Source organism: Curtobacterium sp. 9128, assembly GCF_007673775.1.
In the GTDB taxonomy this organism is placed as follows: domain Bacteria; phylum Actinomycetota; class Actinomycetes; order Actinomycetales; family Microbacteriaceae; genus Curtobacterium.
This window is the reverse complement of the sequence record NZ_VEAF01000005.1, coordinates 330,974-348,069: the sequence shown is the minus strand read 5'-3', so window position 1 is coordinate 348,069 and position 17,096 is coordinate 330,974. Positions and strand designations below refer to the sequence as shown.

The 17,096-nt window shown below is 71.7% G+C and carries 12 protein-coding genes and 1 tRNA gene; 8 read left to right on the top strand and 5 right to left on the bottom strand.

Features of this window, described 5'->3' with window-relative positions; translation table 11 throughout:
• Nucleotides 1-189: 189 nt before the first annotated feature.
• Nucleotides 190-1,188 carry a phosphotransferase gene (locus tag FS641_RS13060; RefSeq protein WP_144764447.1) on the bottom strand — a complete coding sequence of 333 codons (999 nt, stop codon included), beginning with the start codon at nt 1,186-1,188 and terminating at the stop codon, nt 190-192.
• Between the two features lie 98 nt (nt 1,189-1,286).
• On the opposite strand from FS641_RS13060, the gene nudC reads away from it, so the two are divergent.
• Both nudC and FS641_RS13050 read left to right on the top strand, forming a co-directional pair.
• The gene (gene nudC, locus FS641_RS13055) at nt 1,287-2,222 is read left to right on the top strand and encodes an NAD(+) diphosphatase (RefSeq protein ID WP_144764445.1); all 936 of its coding nucleotides are present in this window, start codon (nt 1,287-1,289) and stop codon (nt 2,220-2,222) included.
• Nucleotides 2,219-3,958, top strand: coding sequence for an ATP-dependent helicase (locus FS641_RS13050; RefSeq protein ID WP_144764443.1), 1,740 nt, complete (start codon nt 2,219-2,221; stop codon nt 3,956-3,958). The genes nudC and FS641_RS13050 overlap by 4 nt, the downstream gene beginning before the upstream one ends.
• Here FS641_RS13050 and FS641_RS13045 read toward each other — a convergent pair.
• Complete coding sequence (locus FS641_RS13045) at nt 3,849-4,706, bottom strand: TOMM precursor leader peptide-binding protein (RefSeq protein WP_144764441.1); 858 nt, start codon at nt 4,704-4,706, stop codon at nt 3,849-3,851. The genes FS641_RS13050 and FS641_RS13045 overlap by 110 nt on opposite strands.
• Before the next feature lie 43 nt (nt 4,707-4,749).
• Nucleotides 4,750-6,147, bottom strand: a complete 1,398-nt coding sequence (locus FS641_RS13040) for a zinc-dependent metalloprotease (RefSeq protein ID WP_144764440.1) — start codon at nt 6,145-6,147, stop codon at nt 4,750-4,752.
• A 162-nt stretch (nt 6,148-6,309) separates the two neighbouring features.
• Here FS641_RS13040 and FS641_RS13035 point away from each other — a divergent pair, with 162 nt between their 5' ends.
• From FS641_RS13035 to FS641_RS13025, 3 genes are all read left to right on the top strand, one after another.
• Nucleotides 6,310-7,422, top strand: a complete 1,113-nt coding sequence (locus FS641_RS13035) for a PDZ domain-containing protein (RefSeq protein ID WP_144764438.1) — start codon at nt 6,310-6,312, stop codon at nt 7,420-7,422.
• A gap of 147 nt (nt 7,423-7,569) precedes the next feature.
• Entirely contained in the window at nt 7,570-10,590 is a 3,021-nt protein-coding gene (locus tag FS641_RS13030; protein WP_395879533.1) for a UPF0182 family protein, read from the top strand.
• 62 nt (nt 10,591-10,652) lie between these two features.
• Nucleotides 10,653-10,729: transfer RNA gene (locus FS641_RS13025), tRNA-Met, on the top strand.
• Nucleotides 10,730-10,851: 122 nt separating this feature from the next.
• Here the strand turns inward: FS641_RS13025 and FS641_RS13020 are convergent.
• The gene (locus tag FS641_RS13020) at nt 10,852-11,790 is read right to left on the bottom strand and encodes an aldo/keto reductase (protein ID WP_144764436.1); all 939 of its coding nucleotides are present in this window, start codon (nt 11,788-11,790) and stop codon (nt 10,852-10,854) included.
• Nucleotides 11,791-11,903: 113 nt separating this feature from the next.
• Between FS641_RS13020 and FS641_RS13015 the strand changes: the two genes are divergently transcribed.
• Both FS641_RS13015 and FS641_RS13010 read left to right on the top strand, forming a co-directional pair.
• Complete coding sequence (locus tag FS641_RS13015; protein ID WP_144764434.1) at nt 11,904-12,509, top strand: TetR family transcriptional regulator; 606 nt, start codon at nt 11,904-11,906, stop codon at nt 12,507-12,509.
• A gap of 58 nt (nt 12,510-12,567) precedes the next feature.
• Nucleotides 12,568-13,371 carry a carbon-nitrogen hydrolase family protein gene (locus FS641_RS13010; protein WP_144764433.1) on the top strand — a complete coding sequence of 268 codons (804 nt, stop codon included), beginning with the start codon at nt 12,568-12,570 and terminating at the stop codon, nt 13,369-13,371.
• 90 nt (nt 13,372-13,461) lie between these two features.
• Here the strand turns inward: FS641_RS13010 and FS641_RS13005 are convergent, their stop codons facing one another.
• Nucleotides 13,462-14,673: an aminotransferase class I/II-fold pyridoxal phosphate-dependent enzyme gene (locus FS641_RS13005; protein WP_144764431.1), complete on the bottom strand. Its 1,212-nt coding sequence runs from the start codon at nt 14,671-14,673 to the stop codon at nt 13,462-13,464.
• A 245-nt stretch (nt 14,674-14,918) separates the two neighbouring features.
• On the opposite strand from FS641_RS13005, the gene FS641_RS13000 reads away from it, so the two are divergent.
• The gene (locus FS641_RS13000; RefSeq protein WP_144764429.1) at nt 14,919-16,949 is read left to right on the top strand and encodes a S1C family serine protease; all 2,031 of its coding nucleotides are present in this window, start codon (nt 14,919-14,921) and stop codon (nt 16,947-16,949) included.
• The last annotated feature ends 147 nt before the right edge of the window (nt 16,950-17,096 follow it).

The window sequence follows — 17,096 nt, the reverse complement described above, 5'->3', positions numbered from 1 at the left end:
ACGAATCCCCGCTCGCGTTCGTCGGGTGGTCGCGTTCAGTCGGCGCGGAGTGCCGCAGCCGACAGCACGTGACCGTTCGTGTGACGTGAGCGGTGTGTCGTGACCAGCCGGACCCGACGGAACGCGACCAGTCCACCGGCCGGCCGGCCACCCGCCGCCCTACCGCCCTACCGCCCGACGGGCGGAGGGTCAGCCGTGCCGGCGCTCGGTCGACGACAGGAGCTGCTCGACCTCGCCGATCTCCATCGTGTCGGGGGAGACGGACTGCAGCGGGGTCGCCGACGGTGCGTGCACCGCGTCGACGAGACGGTGCATCATCGCCACCGCGTCGTCGACGACCTCGGTGCTCTTCGCCTGGACGCCGTGCAGCAGCCACTGCGCGGTCTCGAGCTCGTGGTGGACCCGGGCACGCTGCGCGAGCTGGCGATCGCGGCCGCCGCCGCCCGCCTCGTACGCGGCGAGGACGGTGTCGAACGCGTCACGTCGGCCGGCGAGCACCCACGCGAGGTCCTTCGCGGGGTCGCCGAGCCGCAGCTCGCCCCACCCGAGGACACCCGACACCGCGTCGCCCTCGACGAGGATCGCGTCCACGCCCATGCTGCCGTGCACGACGGTGGGCGTGAACTGCCAGAGCTGCTGGTCGCGCGCCGCGCCCTCCCACCGTTCCTGCAGTGCGGCCGGGACGAGCTTGGTCGCGACCGCGCGGTCCATGACGGACACCGCGGAACGGAGGATCTCGAACGGGGTGAGCGAGGGCAGGCCCGCGTCCGTGACGAAGCTGGTCGGCAGCACGTGCACCGCGGCGATGGCGCCGCCGACGCTCGTCGCGAGCGCGGGGCGCTCGGCCAGGGTGCGGAGCGCGGGGTGCGTCCCGGGGACGTAGCTGGTCACGATGGCCCGCGTGGAACCGATCGGCGCCTGGCCCCGGTACTCGGGGACGCCGAACGGGAGGCGCGACCTGATCCCGGCGCTCAGCGCCCGGATCGCGAGGAGGTCGGCCGACTGCCGCGCCTCCGCACGCTGATTCCGTGGGCGGCGGATCGCCGAGGTCGCGCCGTCCGCGTCACGCAGGACGGCCGACTCGTAGTCCCCGGCCGCGACCGAGCCGAGGGTGCGCGTCCCCGTGACCTCGAGTCCGGGCACGGCCGTCGTCGCCAACGCCGCTAGAGTGAACTGGGATCCCGCCATGCCCCTCAGGGTAGGTCCGCCGGCGTCGCGATCGGTGCGCGCCACGCTGACCGCCGGAGCGAGCGCCCCCGAAACCGACGATCCTTGAGGAGTCCCACGTGACCGTGGAGTTCGCCGCCCGGCTTCCGCTCTCCCGCAACGAGCTCGACCGCGACGCAGAGTTCCGGACCACCGACGACGTGGAGCAGGTGCTCCGTGACGACGTGGAGACCCGCTTCCTGCCGGTGCACGGTGCCGCGATGCTGCGCTCGCCGTCCGGATCGCTGCGCTTCGTCACCGCCGCCGACGTCCCGCCGGACGCCCCGGTCGTCTACCTCGGGCGCTCGGTGCGTGACGCTGAGGACGCCCCCGTCGGCACGCGCTTCGCCGCCGCCCTCGTCGACGACGCCACCGCCGCCCGGATCGAACCCGACACGGACGCGTGGGAGAACCTGCGGATGTTCGGCACCGAACTCTCCCCGCGCGACCAGGGCCTCGCGGTCGAGGCCGTCGCGATGGCGAACTGGCACGCGGTCCACGGCTTCTCGCCGCGCACCGGATCGGCCACGGACGTCGTCACCGGGGGCTGGGTGCGCCGCGACCCGGAGGGCCACGAGCACTTCCCCCGGACCGACGCGGCGATCATCGTCGGCGTGACGGACGGCGACGACCGCATCCTCCTCGGCTCGAACGCGGCGTGGGACCAGGACCGCTACTCGCTGCTCGCCGGGTTCGTCGAGCCGGGGGAGTCGCTCGAGGACGCCGTCCGCCGCGAGGTGTGGGAGGAGTCCGGCGTGCACGTCGAGGAGCCCGAGTACCTCGGTTCGCAGCCGTGGCCGTTCCCCGCGTCGCTCATGGTCGGCTTCCGGGCGAAGGCGCGCGACGGCGACCCCTCGACGGCGCGTCCGGACGGCGTGGAGATCCTCGACGTCCGGTGGTTCTCCCGCGAGGAGATCCGCGAGCGCGCCGGCGACACCCTGCTGCTGCCCGGCCGGACGTCGATCGCGCGCGCCATCATCGAGGAGTGGTACGGCGGCCCGCTGGACCTGCCGTGAGCACGGTGCCCGTGTCGGCCACGCCGTCCGCACCCGAGGCGCTCCTCGCCGGACTCGACGCCGAACAGCGCACCGTCGCGACGACTCTGCTCGGACCGGTCGCGGTGCTCGCCGGCGCCGGGACGGGCAAGACGCGGGCGATCACGCACCGCATCGCGTACGGCGTGGCGACCGGCACCTACTCGCCGAACCACGTCCTCGCCCTGACCTTCACGACGCGGGCCGCCGGTGAGCTCCGCTCCCGACTGCGGGCCCTCGGCGCCGGGACCGTGCAGGCGCGGACGTTCCACGCCGCGGCGATGAGCCAGCTCAGCTACTTCTGGCCCGACACGGTCGGTGGGCACGCTCCGCGGATCGTCGAGTCGAAGGCGCGGATGATCGCGCACGCCGCGGACACCGTCGGCATGCAGGTCGACAAGCCGGTCCTGCGGGACCTCGCCGCCGAGGTCGAGTGGCGGAAGGTGCAGCGGCTCACCCTCGACGAGTACGAGTCAGCCGCCGCGGACCGCGTGATGCCGCGCGAGACGTCGCCGGCCCGCGTGATCGACCTCATGCGCGCCTACGAGCGGTTGAAGGACGACCGACGGCAGATGGACTTCGAGGACGTCCTGCTCGCCACCCTCGGGATGGTCGAGAGCGAACCACGGGTGGCCAGCCACGTCCGCCAGCAGTACCGGTTCTTCGTCGTCGACGAGTACCAGGACGTCTCGCCGGTGCAGCACGACCTGCTCGCCGCCTGGCTCGGCGACCGGCAGGACCTCTGCGTCGTCGGTGACGCCAGCCAGACGATCTACTCGTTCGCCGGGGCGTCGAGCCGGTACCTGCTCGGTTTCGGCTCGGAGTTCCCGCGCGGCTCGGTGCTGCGACTGGAGCGCAACTACCGGTCGACGCGCCAGGTCGTGCACGCGGCGAACACGCTCATGCGCGGGCAACCCGGTGCGCTCGACCTCGTCGCCCAGACGACCGACCCGGGTCCGGAACCGGTCGTCGTGCCGTGCGTGCACGACGGCGACGAGGCGCAGACCATCGCCAGGCGGATCGCCGACCTGGCCACCGACGGGGCGGCGTACGGCGACTGCGCGGTGCTGTTCCGCGTCGGCGCCCAGTCCGCCGCGCTCGAGGCCGCGCTCGGCCGCGCCGGGATCCCGTACCGGGTGCAGGGCGGCACGCGCTTCTTCGACCGGCCGGAGGTCAAGCTCGCGGTGCACCACATGCGCGGTGAGGCGATCCGGCAGACCGACGACGAGCTCACCCGCCGGGTCGGACTCGTGCTCCAGGTGAGCGGCTGGACCCCGACCGCGCCCGAGGGCACCGGTGCCGTCCGCGAGCAGTGGGAAGCGCTCCAGGCGATCATGGGCCTCGCCGAGGACGCCCCCGCCGGTACGACGATGCAGCAGTTCACGCAGGACCTGGTCGACCGCGCTGCGACGCACCACGAGCCGGAGCTCGACGCCGTGACCCTGGCCACGCTGCACTCGTCGAAGGGCCTGGAGTGGCCGCACGTCGTCATCGCGGGTGCTGCCGAGGGTCTGCTGCCGATCTCGCACGCCACGACCGACGACGAGGTGGACGAGGAACGGCGCCTGTTCTACGTCGGTCTGACCCGCGCACGCCGCAGCGTGACCGTCACGTGGTCACGGCAGGGGTCCAGCCGCGGCGGGGTGCGGACACCCAGCCGGTTCCTGGCAGCGCTCGACACGCACACCGGCGGTGTGCCCGGACCGGACGCCGGCTGACCGCGAGGTCGTCGCGGTCGAACACCAGCTGTTCGTCGTCGGGCTGCACCGAGGTGCCCGGGAGCCACTCGAGCACGCGGCGGGCGACGGCCGCGGCCACCGCACCTGACCGGTACGGCGAGAGCGGCGCTGCCGGTCGACCCCAGACCTGCGCCGCGATCGCCGGCCACGCGGGGTCCTCGTCGACGTGGGCGTACTCGATGCACTGCAGGCAGGGGCCGGACCCGGGGACGAGCATGGGGCCGACACGGACCCGACCGTCACCGACGACGACGGGCAGGTGTGGCGTGCCGCGCCGGGTCCAGGCCGCCCGGACCGCCGGGTCGACCACGTGCTCGGCGACGACCACGGCCAGGGCCGGCTCCGGATCGGGCACGGTCACGGGGCCGCCGCGCGGTGACGCCGTCCTGACGACCGTCACGCCCTCGCCGGTGAGGTAGTCGTCGAGGGTCGCGGCGAGTCCGGCGGTGCCGTGCACCTCCACCCGGGCGAGCGGCTCGGGGAGCATGTCGAGCACCGCCGGCGACGCCGCGCCGAGCACCCGCGCGGCGACCTCCGGACGGCAGCCGACACTCGTCGCGAGACCGGCCAGGGCGTCTCGGCCGGTCTCACGACGGAGCGCGCAGAGGAAGCGCTCCTCGGCGGTGGTGGGGACGCCGACCACGGCACGCGGTGGGTCGACGCCGAGCTGCACGGTCGTCGGGTCACGCCAGACGAACTCGATGGTCGGATCGATGCGGATGCCCATCGCCCCACCGTGCCGGAGCACGACCGGCCGGTGGGAGCGCCGGTCAGATCTGTGGAGAACCCGACGGGCCGTCCCCCTCAGGGTCCTCGACCCCGCCGGACTCGTCCTCACGCGGACGCTCGCCCGTGGCGTCGTTCAGCAGGTCCTCGAGCGCGCGGTCGAACTCGTCGTCCTCGGCGCTCTGCCCTGGGTCGCGGAGCCGGGCCACGAGCGCGTCCGGGAAGTCGATGTCGTCCGACCCGGGGACCAGGTCGAACGCCTCCCACAGTGCGTCGCGCCGCTCGGCACCGAGCTCGTCGGTGACCCGCTGCCACATCGCAGCGGCCTCGCGGAGCCGGCGGGGGCGGAGTTCGAGGCCGACGAGCGTCGCGAACGCCGACTCGGCCGGGCCACCGGCTGCGCGACGACGGCGAACGGTCTCGGCGATCGCCCCGGACCGGGGGAGCCGGGCGGTGGCGGCGGCCGTGACGGTGTCGACCCAGCCCTCGACGAGTGCGAGCATCGTCTCGAGCCGCCCGAGCGCCGCGTCCTGCTCGGGCGTACGGGGCGGGATCAGCGCACCGGAGGCCAGGGCGTTCCGCAGCTGCTCCTGGTCGGTCGGGTCGATGTCCGCGGCCAGTTCCTCGACGCGGTCGAAGGGGATGTGGATCCCGCGGGCGTACTCGGTGATCGACGAGATGATGTGCAGCCGGAGCCACCGTGCGGAACGGAAGAGCCGGGCGTGCGCGAGCTCCCGGACCGCCAGGTAGATGCGGACCTCGTCCTCGGGGACGTCGAGGCCCTCGGCGAACTCGGCGACGTTCTGGGGGAGGAGCGCTGCGACCTGCTCGTCGAGCAGCGGCACGCCGACGTCGCCGCCGGACACCACCTCCTTCGACAGCTGGCCGACGACCTGGCCGAGCTGGATCGCGAACAGCGCGCCACCGACGCCACGCATCGCCTTGGAGACGTCGCCGAGCATGGCCTTGAGCTCCTCCGGCGCGCGCTGGTCGATCGCTTCGGTCAGCGCGGTCGCGATGCTGTCCGCCACCGGCTCCGCGATCTGCGTCCACACCGGCGCCGTCGCCGTCGCCCACTGCTGCCGCGTGTACAGGCTCGGCGTCGCGGTGAGTTCAGCGACGTTCGTCACCTCGTCGAGCCAGAGTGCGGCGACCTGGAACGCCTGGTCGCTCGCCTGCGCGGTGGCGGGGTCGACGGGGTGCTGGCCGTCGGCGGCGATGGCGGTGGCGCGCTCGGCGGTGACCGAGAAGTCGATGCCCTCGCCGCCGGACTGGGCTGCACGCTGCAGCTGGCTCATCAGGTTCGCGACGAAGGCGGGGTCGTTCGGCAGCCCGGCAGCACCGGCCAGCTGCGACGGGTCGATCTGCCCCTCGCCCGCGAGGAGCTTGCGGAGCATCTCCTGGAAGTCGTCGTCCGGCCCCGGCTGCGGTTCATCAGGCATGCCGACTACGCTAATCGCTGCTCGTGGGGCCGGACCTGGGACGGACCCGTGGGATCGAGCTCCGGGCTGCGCCCAGGGCGAACAGCTCGGCCAACCCGCCTCGGAACAGCTCGGCGAACCCACCTCGGAACAGCTCGGCGAACCCACCTCGGAAGGACCCCGTTGACCCTCTTCGCGCCCGCGCCCCGTCGTCGCCGCTCCCGCTCCCGGAGGGTCGGGTGGGCCTTCGTCATCGGGGCAGTGGTGCTCGCGATCGTCGCGACCGCGCTGCCGAGCCCCTACGTCATCGAGCTCCCCGGTCCGGTGTTCAACACGATCGGCACGCAGCAGCAGGGCACCGGCAAGGACGCGAAGGACGTCGAGCTCATCCAGGTCGACGGGCACGAGACGTACCCGACCTCGGGAGCGCTCGACATGCTCACCGTCAGCGTCCAGGGCACGGCGACGCAGCGTCCGCCGTGGACCAGCGTGATCCGGGCGCTCTTCACGAAGTCCGAGGCGGTCGTCCCGGCGTCGGCGATCTACCCGCCGGGGACCACGACGAAGCAGGTGAACGAGCAGGACGCCGCCGACATGACGAACTCGCAGCAGTCCGCGGTCGCCGCCGCCCTGATCCACCAGGGCTACCAGATCCCGACGACCCTGCGGGTGGGCACCGTACAGCCGGGTTCCGCCGCGGACGGCACGATCCGGAAGGGCGACGTGATCACGGCATTCGACGGCACCGCGCTCACGACGAACGCGGACGCCACGACGCTCCGCGACCTCGTCGCGAAGCACGGGACGTCGTCCCCGGCCACGGTGACGATCACCCGGGACGGTGCGACCCAGCAGGTGTCGGTCACCCCGCGCGACGAGAGCGGCACGGCCCTGCTCGGGGTCGGCGTCGTGGAGCGGTACGACTTCCCCTTCCGCGTCGACATCACCCTGCAGGACGTCGGCGGTCCGTCGGCCGGCATGATGTTCGCGCTCGGGATCATCGACGAGATCACGCCGGGCGAGCTCAACGGGGGCAAGCACGTCGCCGGGACGGGCACCATCACCGCGGACGGCCAGGTCGGCCCGATCGGCGGCATCCGCCAGAAGCTGTACGGCGCGGAGGCTGCCGGGGCGACGGTCTTCCTCGCCCCGGCGGACAACTGCGACGAGGTCGTCGGCCACGTCCCGGACGGGCTCCACGTCTACGCCGTGAAGACGCTCGACCAGGCGGTCACCGACCTGGACACGATCGCGGCGGGACGCAGCACCGCCCGTCTCGCCACCTGCGGTTCCTGACACACCGGCGGGCGGCGTCGGACTGGAGGCCCGGCTCGCGTTGCTGAGATCGGGTACAGGTTCGCTGTCGGTCGCGTCCCATAGGATCGATGCACTGACGGCCCGGTGCGCCGGGCCCGCCGGTCCGACACGTCTGGAGCACATCACGTGACGACAACCTCGTCCAACTCGTCCACCGCGGGACGGCGTTCGCCGCGTGTCCCCATCGTGGTCACGATCATCGTGCTGGCCGCACTGGTGATCGCCTTCTTCATCTTCGCGAGCCTGTACACGGACTACGCATGGTTCGCCCAGTTGGGCTTCCAGAACGTCCTGACCACCAGGTGGATCGCCGGCGGACTCATGTTCCTCGCCGGGTTCCTCGGGATGGCGGTGCCGGTCTGGCTCAGCATCCTGTTCGCGTTCCGGTTCCGACCGGTGTACGCCAAGCTCGGGTCGCAGCTGGACCGCTACCAGCAGGTCATCGAGCCGCTCCGCCGCGTCGTGATGATCGGCATCCCGGTCGTCCTCGGCGTCTTCGCCGGACTCGCGACCGCACCGCGCTGGAGCATGGTGCTCGAGTACTTCAACCGCACGCCCTTCGGCAAGAAGGACCCGCAGTTCGGTCTCGACATCGGCTTCTACGTCTTCGAGCTGCCGTTCTGGCGCTCGGTGGTGGCGTACTCGTCCGCGGTCGTCCTCATCGCCGGCCTCGCCGCGCTCGCCGCCTGCTACCTCTACGGCGCCATGCGGTTCGGTGCGCGCGAGGTCCGCATCTCGCGGGCCGCCCGCGTGCAGCTCGCGATCACGGCAGCCGTGTACATCGCGCTGCAGGCCGTCAGCCTCTGGCTCGACCAGTACGCGGCGCTCCTCAAGGACAACTCGCTCATCACCGGTGCCCAGTACACCGAGGTGAACGCCACGATCCCCGGGCGCGAGATCATGGCGGGCATCGCCGGGATCGTCGCCCTGCTGTTCATCGTGACCGCGGTCATCGGCCGCTGGCGGGTCTCGGTCGTGGGCACCGGGCTGCTGCTCGTGTCCGCGATCGTCGTCGGCGGGATCTACCCGTGGATCGTGCAGCGGCTCCAGGTCGCCCCGAGTGAGCGGTCGTACGAGTCCGCGTACATCCAGCGCAACATCGACGCCACCCGCGACGCGTACGACGTGTCCGGCGTCAAGGAGTCGAACTACGACGCCACGACCGAGACGGCATCGGGCGCCCTGGCCGAGGACGCCCAGACGACGACGAACATCCGCCTGATCGACCCCAAGATCGTCTCCGACACGTTCAGCCAGCTCCAGCAGTCGCGGCAGTACTACCAGTTCCCGAACGAGCTCGACGTCGACCGCTACGACATCAAGGGCCAGACCGAGGACACCGTCATCGCGGTCCGTGACATCGACCTCGACGGTCTCAGCAGCGCCGCGAACACGCAGTACAACCGCACGTTCGTCTACACGCACGGGTTCGGTGTCGCCGCGGCGTACGGCAACCAGCGCGCCAGCGACGGCAAGCCGGTGTTCCTCGAGTCCGGGATCCCGTCCACGGGTGCGCTCGGCGACTACCAGCAGCGCGTCTACTTCGGCGAGACCTCGCCGCCGTACTCGATCGTCGGTGCCCCGAAGGGGTCGAAGAACGTCGAGCTCGACTACCCGTCCGGCTCCGACGACGCCAACGGCGGCAACGCGACCACCACGTACCAGGGCAACGGCGGCCCGAGCATCGGCAACTTCTTCAACCGGCTCGTCTACGCGGCGAAGTTCCAGTCCGAGCAGATCCTGCTGTCGAACGCGGTGAACAAGGACTCGCAGATCCTCTACGACCGGAGCCCGCTCGTCCGCGTCCAGAAGGTCGCGCCGTACCTGACCCTCGACAAGGACGCCTACCCGGCGATCGTCGACCACCGCCTGCAGTGGATCGTGGACGGCTACACGACCTCGAACGCGTACCCGTACTCGCAGAGCCAGAGCCTGTCCGACAGCATCAACGGCACCGAGTCGTCGACGTACCGGACCGACCAGGTGAACTACATCCGCAACTCGGTGAAGGCCACGGTCGACGCCTACACGGGCAAGGTCACGCTGTACGCCTGGGACACGAAGGACCCGATGCTGCAGACGTGGCAGAAGATCTTCCCCACGTCGATGCAGCCGATGTCGAGCATGAGCGCCGAGCTCCTCGACCACGTCCGGTACCCGACCGACCTCTTCAAGGTGCAGCGGTCGATCCTCGGCACGTACCACGTCACGAACGCCAACTCGTTCTACTCGGGTGACGACGCCTGGACGACGCCGTCCGACCCCACGACGGGGTCGAACAACAGCGACGCCAACAGCGACACGAGCACCACCACGACGACGAACGCGCTGGGCACCCAGACGACGGCGACGCGGGACGACCTGCAGGACCCGTACTACCTGACGATGAAGGTGCCGGGGCAGGGGACGGCCTACTCGCTGTACACGACGTACATCCCGCAGCAGACCGGGTCGAACGCCCGGAACGTGCTCACCGGGTACCTCGCCGTGGACTCCGACGCGGGCGGTGCCGGCAAGGGCAAGCGGGCGTCCGGGTACGGCAAGCTCACCCTGCTGACGATCCCGAAGACCGACAACATCCCCGGTCCGCTCCAGGTGCAGAACCTGTTCAACTCGGACACCACGGTGTCGCAGGAGCTGAACATCCTGAAGCGCGGGAACAGCACCGTCAAGCAGGGCAACCTGCTGACGCTCCCGGTCGGTGGTGGGTTCCTCTACGTCCAACCGGTCTACGTCCAGTCGACGTCGAGCGGTTCCTACCCGCTGCTGCAGAAGGTCCTCGTGGCCTTCGGCGACAAGATCGCGTTCGAGGACACCCTCGACGAGGCGCTGAACCAGCTCTTCGGCGGTGACTCCGGCGCGCCGGCCGGCGACCAGGGTGCCACGGGCGGTTCCGGTTCCTCGGACGCCGGTTCGTCCGACAGCGGGTCCTCCGGCTCCGGGTCCGACACCGGCACCGGTGCGACCGGCGGCAGCGGATCGACTTCGACGAACCCGGCGGTGCAGCAGGCCCTGGACGACGCGAACGCGGCACTCCAGGACCGCCAGCAGGCCTACGCGGACAACGACCTGGTCGCCGCGGCCGAGGCGGACAAGCGCCTGCAGGAGGCCATCCAGGCCGCCATCGAAGCCGAGTCGAACGGCTGACGACACGGGCGGGGCGCTCGATTTGGCGCCCCGCCCGTTGCCGTGTAGGCTGTTCTACGTGCCGCGGGGTGGAGCAGTTCGGTAGCTCGCTGGGCTCATAACCCAGAGGTCGTAGGTTCAAATCCTGCCCCCGCAACCAAGCGTCACGAAGAAGCCCCGGTCCGTCAGGACCGGGGCTTCTTGCATGTGTCGGGCCGTCCGCCGGACGGGAGGCTCGGTGCGGGCCCGCACCGTGCCTCCCGTCCGGCACTCGGTCACCGATCAGCCGGCGCGCCGGCCGCGCACCCCCTGCCCGAGTGCGTCGATCCTGGCGAGGTCGTCGACGGTCAGGACCACGTCCGCGGCGGCGACGTTCTCCGCGACCCGTCCCGGGTTCCGCGATCCCGGGATCGGCACGATGTCGTCCCGCTGCGCGAGGATCCACGCGAGGGCGAGCTGGGAGAGCGAGATTCCCTTCGCCGTGGCCAGCTCGGTGAGGCCCGCGACGACGGCGGTGTTGGCGTCCCAGTGTTCCGGCGCCCACCACTCGAGCCACTGCCGGATGTCGTCGGCGGCGTACTCCTGCCGTGGTGCGACGGCGCCGCTGAGGAAGCCGCGGGCGAGCGGTGAGTAGGCGACGAGGCCGATGCCGAGCTCGTCGACGGTGCCGAAGAGCTCCTCCGACTCGCGGGAGAAGATCGAGTACTCGGTCTGGAGCACCGAGATCGGGTGCACGGCATGCGCGCGGCGGATGTTCGCCGCATCGGTGTTCGACAGGCCGAGGTACCGGACCTTCCCTGCCTGGACGTACTCCTGCATGACGCCGACGACGTCCTCGATGGGGACCGCCGGGTCGTGGACGTGCTGGTAGAGCAGGTCGATCGAGTCGGTGCCGAGGTTCCGGAGACTGGCGTCGACGACCTCCCGGATGTGGTCGGGGTGGGAGTTCGGCCGGTAGGCATCGGGCGTGAAGCCGAACTTCGTCGCGATGGTGACCTCGTCCCGGACGGGGGCGAGTGCGGCGCCGAGGAGCTGTTCGCCCGTTCCCCAGCCGTAGAGCTCGGCCGTGTCGAAGTGGGTGACGCCGAGCTCGTGGGCCTGGCGGATGGCGGCGATCGACTCGGTGTCGTCACCGGGGCCGTAGGCGAACGTCGTGCCCATCGCGCCGTAGCCGACGGCGCCGACGACGAGTCCCTGCGTGCCGAGAGTGCGGAGCTGCATGCTGGTTCCTTCCGTTGTCGTACTGGCAGTGACTGCCGTACCTGGCAGAGCCTGCCATATGCGACGGCATCTGTCACGCTCGGCTGCGTCTGCCAGCACGGTACGATCGCCGGGTGAGCGAGACGAGCACCGGCACCCGGTCCGGACTGCGGGACGTCGCCCGGGATGCGGTCCGGGCGCGGGTCGCGGCAGTGGCCATCGCCCGCTTCGACGCGGACGGGTTCGACCGGGTCACCGTGGAGCAGGTCGCAGCCGAGGCCGGGATCTCCCCGCGGAGCTTCCACCGGTACTTCCCGGCGAAGGAGGACGCGGTCATCGGCGACCCGACGCGACACCGGGCTGCTCTGGTCGCGGCGTTCGCGGCGCGTCCGCCGGGAGAACCGGTGTGGCGGTCCCTGCGGGAGACGTTCGTGGCGATGGTCGAGCACGCCGGCGAGGACACCGAGACCGGCCGCCGGTCCGTCCGCGTGATGACGAGCACGCCGTCGCTACGTGCCCGGAACCTCGAGAAGCACCAGGCGTGGGCCGAGGCGCTGACGCCGCTCGTCGTCGACCGGACGACGGGCTCGCCCGACGGGGACGCGGAACTCCGCGTGCACACCGTGGTGCAGGCGGCGCTGGCGTGCTTCGACGTCGCGGTCACCACGTGGGCGCAAGGGCAGGACGAGGACCTCGCCGGGATCCTGCGACGGTCCTTCGACGTGCTCGACGTCCGCTGAGGGCCCTGCGGTCCGCTCCGCACTGCCGGCACCGGGGCCGTGCGGTTAGCCTCGTCCCGTGACCAGTCTGACGATCGCCGCCGCGCAGTTCGCCCCCGTCGACGACCCGGCGACGAACCTGGAGACCGTCCGGTCCGCCGCGGAGGACGCCGCCGCCCGCGGTGCCGACCTGCTCGTGACGCCGGAGTACACGTCGTACTTCACGGCGGACATCGACGACCGGTTCGTCGCGGCGGCGCAGGCACTCGACGGGCCGTTCGTCCGCGGCCTGCAGCAGGTCGCCCGGGACACGCACGTGGCGCTCGTCGTCGGTGTCGCCGAGGCGTCGGAGCAGCCGGAGCGCTTCCGGAACGCGCTCGTCGCGATCGGACCGGACGGCGCGGTCCTGCACGTCTACCGGAAGGTGCACCTCTACGACGCCTTCGGCTCGCGCGAGTCCGACCGCATCGAACCGGGCGCCCCGTCGCAGCTGCCGGTGTTCGAGCTCGGCGGCGTGCGCATCGGCCTCGAGACCTGCTACGACCTCCGGTTCCCCGAGGTCACCCGACGGCTCGCCGCGGCGTCCGCGGACGTCGTCGTGCTGCCGGCCGAGTGGGTCAGGGGGCCTGGCAAGGAACACCACTGGCGCACGCTGCTCACGGCGCGGGCGATCGAGAACACGATCTGGGTGGTCGGCGTCGGCCAGGCGCCGCCCGTGGGGATCGGCGGTTCCGTGGTGCTCGATCCCGCCGGGGTCGCGACGGCCGCGCTCGGTGCGTCGCCCGGCCTGCTCGTCGCGACGGTCGACACCGCGGTGACAGACGAGGTCCGGCGGGTCAACCCGTCCCTGGCCCTCCGTCGGTACGACGTCACGGAGCGGTGACCGGAGCGGTGACCGGGGCGGTGGACGCCACCACCGGGCGACGGGACCGGGCCCGCGGGACGCGGGCGCAGCCTCCTGGACGGCCGCGGGTCAGCGTGCGGTGACGGACCGGTCGAGTCGCGCGAGTCGGGCCGCCGCGTCGTCGAGCACCGACCGGCGCTTGCAGAACGCGAAGCGGACCAGCGAGCGGTAGCCGTGGGCGTGGTCGGGGCGGACGAACGCCGAGACCGGGACCCCGACGACGCCGGCCAGGGCGGGGAGCTCGAGGCAGAACGCCCGGGCGTCGTCGTGGCCGAGCGGTGCGGCGTCCGCGATCACGAAGTAGCCGCCGTCCGGTTGCAGCACGTCGAAGCCGGCTGCGGCGAGACCCGACGCGAGGACGGCGTGCTTCGCGGCGAGGTCGGCGGCGATCCCGGTGAACACCGCGTCGGGGAGGCGGAGTCCCACGGCGACGGCCGGCTGGAACGGGGCACCGCCCGTGAACGTGAGGAACTGCTTCACCGAGGTGACGGCGTCGACGAGGGCCGGGGGAGCCGTGAGCCACCCGATCTTCCACCCGGTGGTGCTGAAGGTCTTCCCAGCACTCGAGATCGTCACGGTCCGTTCGGCGGCTCCCGGGAGCGTGGCGATCGGCACGTGTGGGACGTCGAACGTGAGGTGCTCGTACACCTCGTCGGTGATGATCACCGCATCGTGCCGGGTGGCGAGCTCCACCACGACCCGGAGGACCTCGGTCGGCAGCACCCGACCGGTCGGGTTGTGCGGGGTGTTCACGAGGACGGCGCGCGTGCGGTCGGAGAACGCGGCGCGGAGGGTGGCCTCGTCGGGGAGGAAGTCCGGCGCGGTGAGCGGCACGGTGACGTGGGTGCCGCCGGCGAGCCCGATGAGCGCACCGTAGGCGTCGTAGAAGGGCTCGAAGGTGATCACCTCGTCGCCCGGCTCCACGAGCGCGAGGAGCGTCGCCGCGAGCGCCTCGGTCGCGCCCGCCGTCACCAGCACCTCGCGGTCGGGGTCGACGTCGAGCCCGTACCAGCGCTGCTGGTGCTCGGCGACGGCCAGCCGGAGGTCCGGAGTGCCGCGGCCCGGCGGGTACTGGTTGAACCCGTCCCGGATCGCGCGGGCTGCGGCCTCGAGCACCTCGGCGGGGCCGTCCTCATCCGGGAACCCCTGACCGAGGTTGATCGCCCCGGTGCTCGCCGCGAGGGCGCTCATCTCCGCGAAGACGGTCGGCGCCGGCGTCCCGTCGGGGCCGAGGAGCATGGCCCCCTCCGCCGCGCGCAACCAGGGTCCGGACTGTCGCATGGGATTCCCTCCGACGGCGTGACGGTGAACGGAGCCCAACCTAGTGCGTCCGGATCGAGTCCCTGGCGCGTCCGGGGCTCGTGCCCGGTGGGTTCAGGATCACGTGCACCGTGCGTCGAGATCGTGTGCCCGGGAACCGTCCACAGGTCGCGCATAAGATCGCCATAGGGCACTCGCAGCCCAGTCAGGATGACCGCCCAGGTGGGTGCGACAGACTGCACGAGCTTGAAAGGAGCACGTCCAGCATGACCGACACCACGCCCCACGGGCACGCCGACGACGACCGTCACGAGGACACGACCCCCGAGGTCGGTGCCGACGACGTCGCACAGCAGGCGGGCGACGCTGGAGCGTCGACGCCGAACGGACACGACACCACCGCGCAGCACGATGCCGACCACACCGACGTGATCGAACCGGCGTCGGCGGCGAACGAGACGGACCAGTACACGGCGCCCTACCCGACCGCGCAGGACGCGTCGTCGCAGGACACGTCGTCGCAGGGCGGGTACGGCCAGAGCGGGTACGGCCAGGGCGGGTACGGCCAGGACCACACCGCCTACGGGTCGGCCTCCTCGCAGCAGTACGGGCAGCAGGGGCAGTACGACCAGTACGGGCAGCAGCCCACGTCCCAGTACGACCAGCAGCCCACGTCCCAGTACGGGCAGCAGGGGCAGTACGACCAGCAGGGGCAGCAGCCCACCTCCCAGTACGGTCAGACGTCGCAGTACGGGCAGGAGTCGCAGTACGGCCAGACGTCGCAGTACGGCCAGGACTCGCAGTACGGGCAGAGCTCCCAGTACGGCCAGACGTCGCAGTACGGCCAGGACTCCCAGCAGGGTCAGTCGCCCCGGTACGGCGAGTACGCGCAGCCGACGTCGGCCCACGGGCAGTCGGCCTACGGCGCGTCCGCGCCTGCTCCGACCTCGAGTGCCTACGCCGACGGCGAGGGCACCGACCAGCGCTCCAACGGCTACTACTTCGGCGGTGGCGCGGCGAGCGGTGCCGCCGCGGGCAGCGCAGCAGCCGGTGCGACGAGCACGACCGAGTCCCGGTCGCGCTCCGGCCGATCGAGGCTCGTCCTCCCGATCGTCGGCGGCCTCGTCGTCGGCGCGCTGATCGGCGGCGCCGCCGGTGGTGGCTGGGTGGCCGCGACCTCGAACGGCGGCTCCGCCACGACCGGGACGTCGACGTCGCAGGGCGGCGGCAACCTGACCGTCAACGACTACAACTCCGCCACCGTCGTCACGGCCGTGGCCGCGCAGGCGACCCAGTCGGTCGTCACGATCAACGTGTCCGCCTCGAACGAGGCCGGCACCGGTTCCGGCGTCGTGCTGACCGACGACGGCTACATCGTGACGAACACCCACGTGGTGACCCTCGACGGCGACAGCTCGAAGGGCACCATCCAGGTCACGACCTCCGACGGCAAGATCTACCCGGGCAAGCTCGTCGGGACCGATCCGACCGTCGACCTCGCGGTGATCAAGATCGACGCGAACGGCCTCAAGCCGATGGCGTTCGCCGACTCGTCGAAGCTCAACGTCGGGGACACCGCCGTTGCGATCGGTGCGCCCCTCGGCCTGTCGAACACGGTCACCGACGGTATCGTCTCGACCCTGAACCGCAGCATCCAGGTCACGTCGAGCGACCCGAACGCCGGCGGCGACTCCAACCAGGGTCAGGGCAACAACGGCAGCGGCCCGTTCGACTTCTGGGGCAACGGTGACAACGGCTCGAGCTCCGGCGCGAGCGCGACCGTGTCGCTCCCGGTCATCCAGACCGACGCGTCGATCAACCCCGGCAACTCCGGTGGTGCCCTGCTCGACTCGAAGGCCAAGCTGATCGGCATCAACGTCGCGATCGCCAGCGCGGGGAGCTCCGACTCGTCGAGCTCGCAGTCGGGCAGCATCGGCGTCGGCTTCTCGATCCCGTCGAACCTGGTGAAGCGGGTCGCGAACGAGATCATCGACAACGGCTCGGCCACCCACGGTCTGCTCGGCGCGACCGTCGGCGACGCCAACGAGGACGCCAACGCCACGCAGATGGGCGCGCTCATCAAGTCCGTCTCGTCCGGTGGCGCTGCTGCCGCCGCCGGCCTCCAGAAGGGCGACGTCGTCACCAAGCTCGGCAACGCGACCATCTCGGACGCGACCGACCTCACCGCGCAGGTCCGGTACTTCGCCGGGGGCGCCAAGACGACGATCGTCTACCTCCGCAACGGTGAGACCCGCACGGCGGACGTGACGCTCGGGACGTACAACAGCAAGGGCTGACGCCCAGCAGGACGACGGGAGGCGCGGTGCCAGCTGGCACCGCGCCTCCTGTCGTTCGCGCGTCCGCTCGGCGGGTGGCGCGCCGGTCGAGCGGGCCGCCCGGACGGCTGCCGGTCTCGGCTGCGCCGCCACTCCGGCTGAGCGGGC

What these genes read in the sequence shown, in the direction of transcription:
- FS641_RS13000 (WP_144764429.1), top strand. Translation starts at nt 14,919, where the DNA reads ATGACCGACACCACGCCCCACGGGCACGCCGACGACGACCGTCACGAG.
- FS641_RS13040 (WP_144764440.1), bottom strand. Translation starts at nt 6,147, where the DNA reads ATGCCTGATGAACCGCAGCCGGGGCCGGACGACGACTTCCAGGAGATG.
- FS641_RS13045 (WP_144764441.1), bottom strand. Translation starts at nt 4,706, where the DNA reads ATGGGCATCCGCATCGATCCGACCATCGAGTTCGTCTGGCGTGACCCG.
- FS641_RS13020 (WP_144764436.1), bottom strand. Translation starts at nt 11,790, where the DNA reads ATGCAGCTCCGCACTCTCGGCACGCAGGGACTCGTCGTCGGCGCCGTC.
- FS641_RS13060 (WP_144764447.1), bottom strand. Translation starts at nt 1,188, where the DNA reads ATGGCGGGATCCCAGTTCACTCTAGCGGCGTTGGCGACGACGGCCGTG.
- FS641_RS13005 (WP_144764431.1), bottom strand. Translation starts at nt 14,673, where the DNA reads ATGCGACAGTCCGGACCCTGGTTGCGCGCGGCGGAGGGGGCCATGCTC.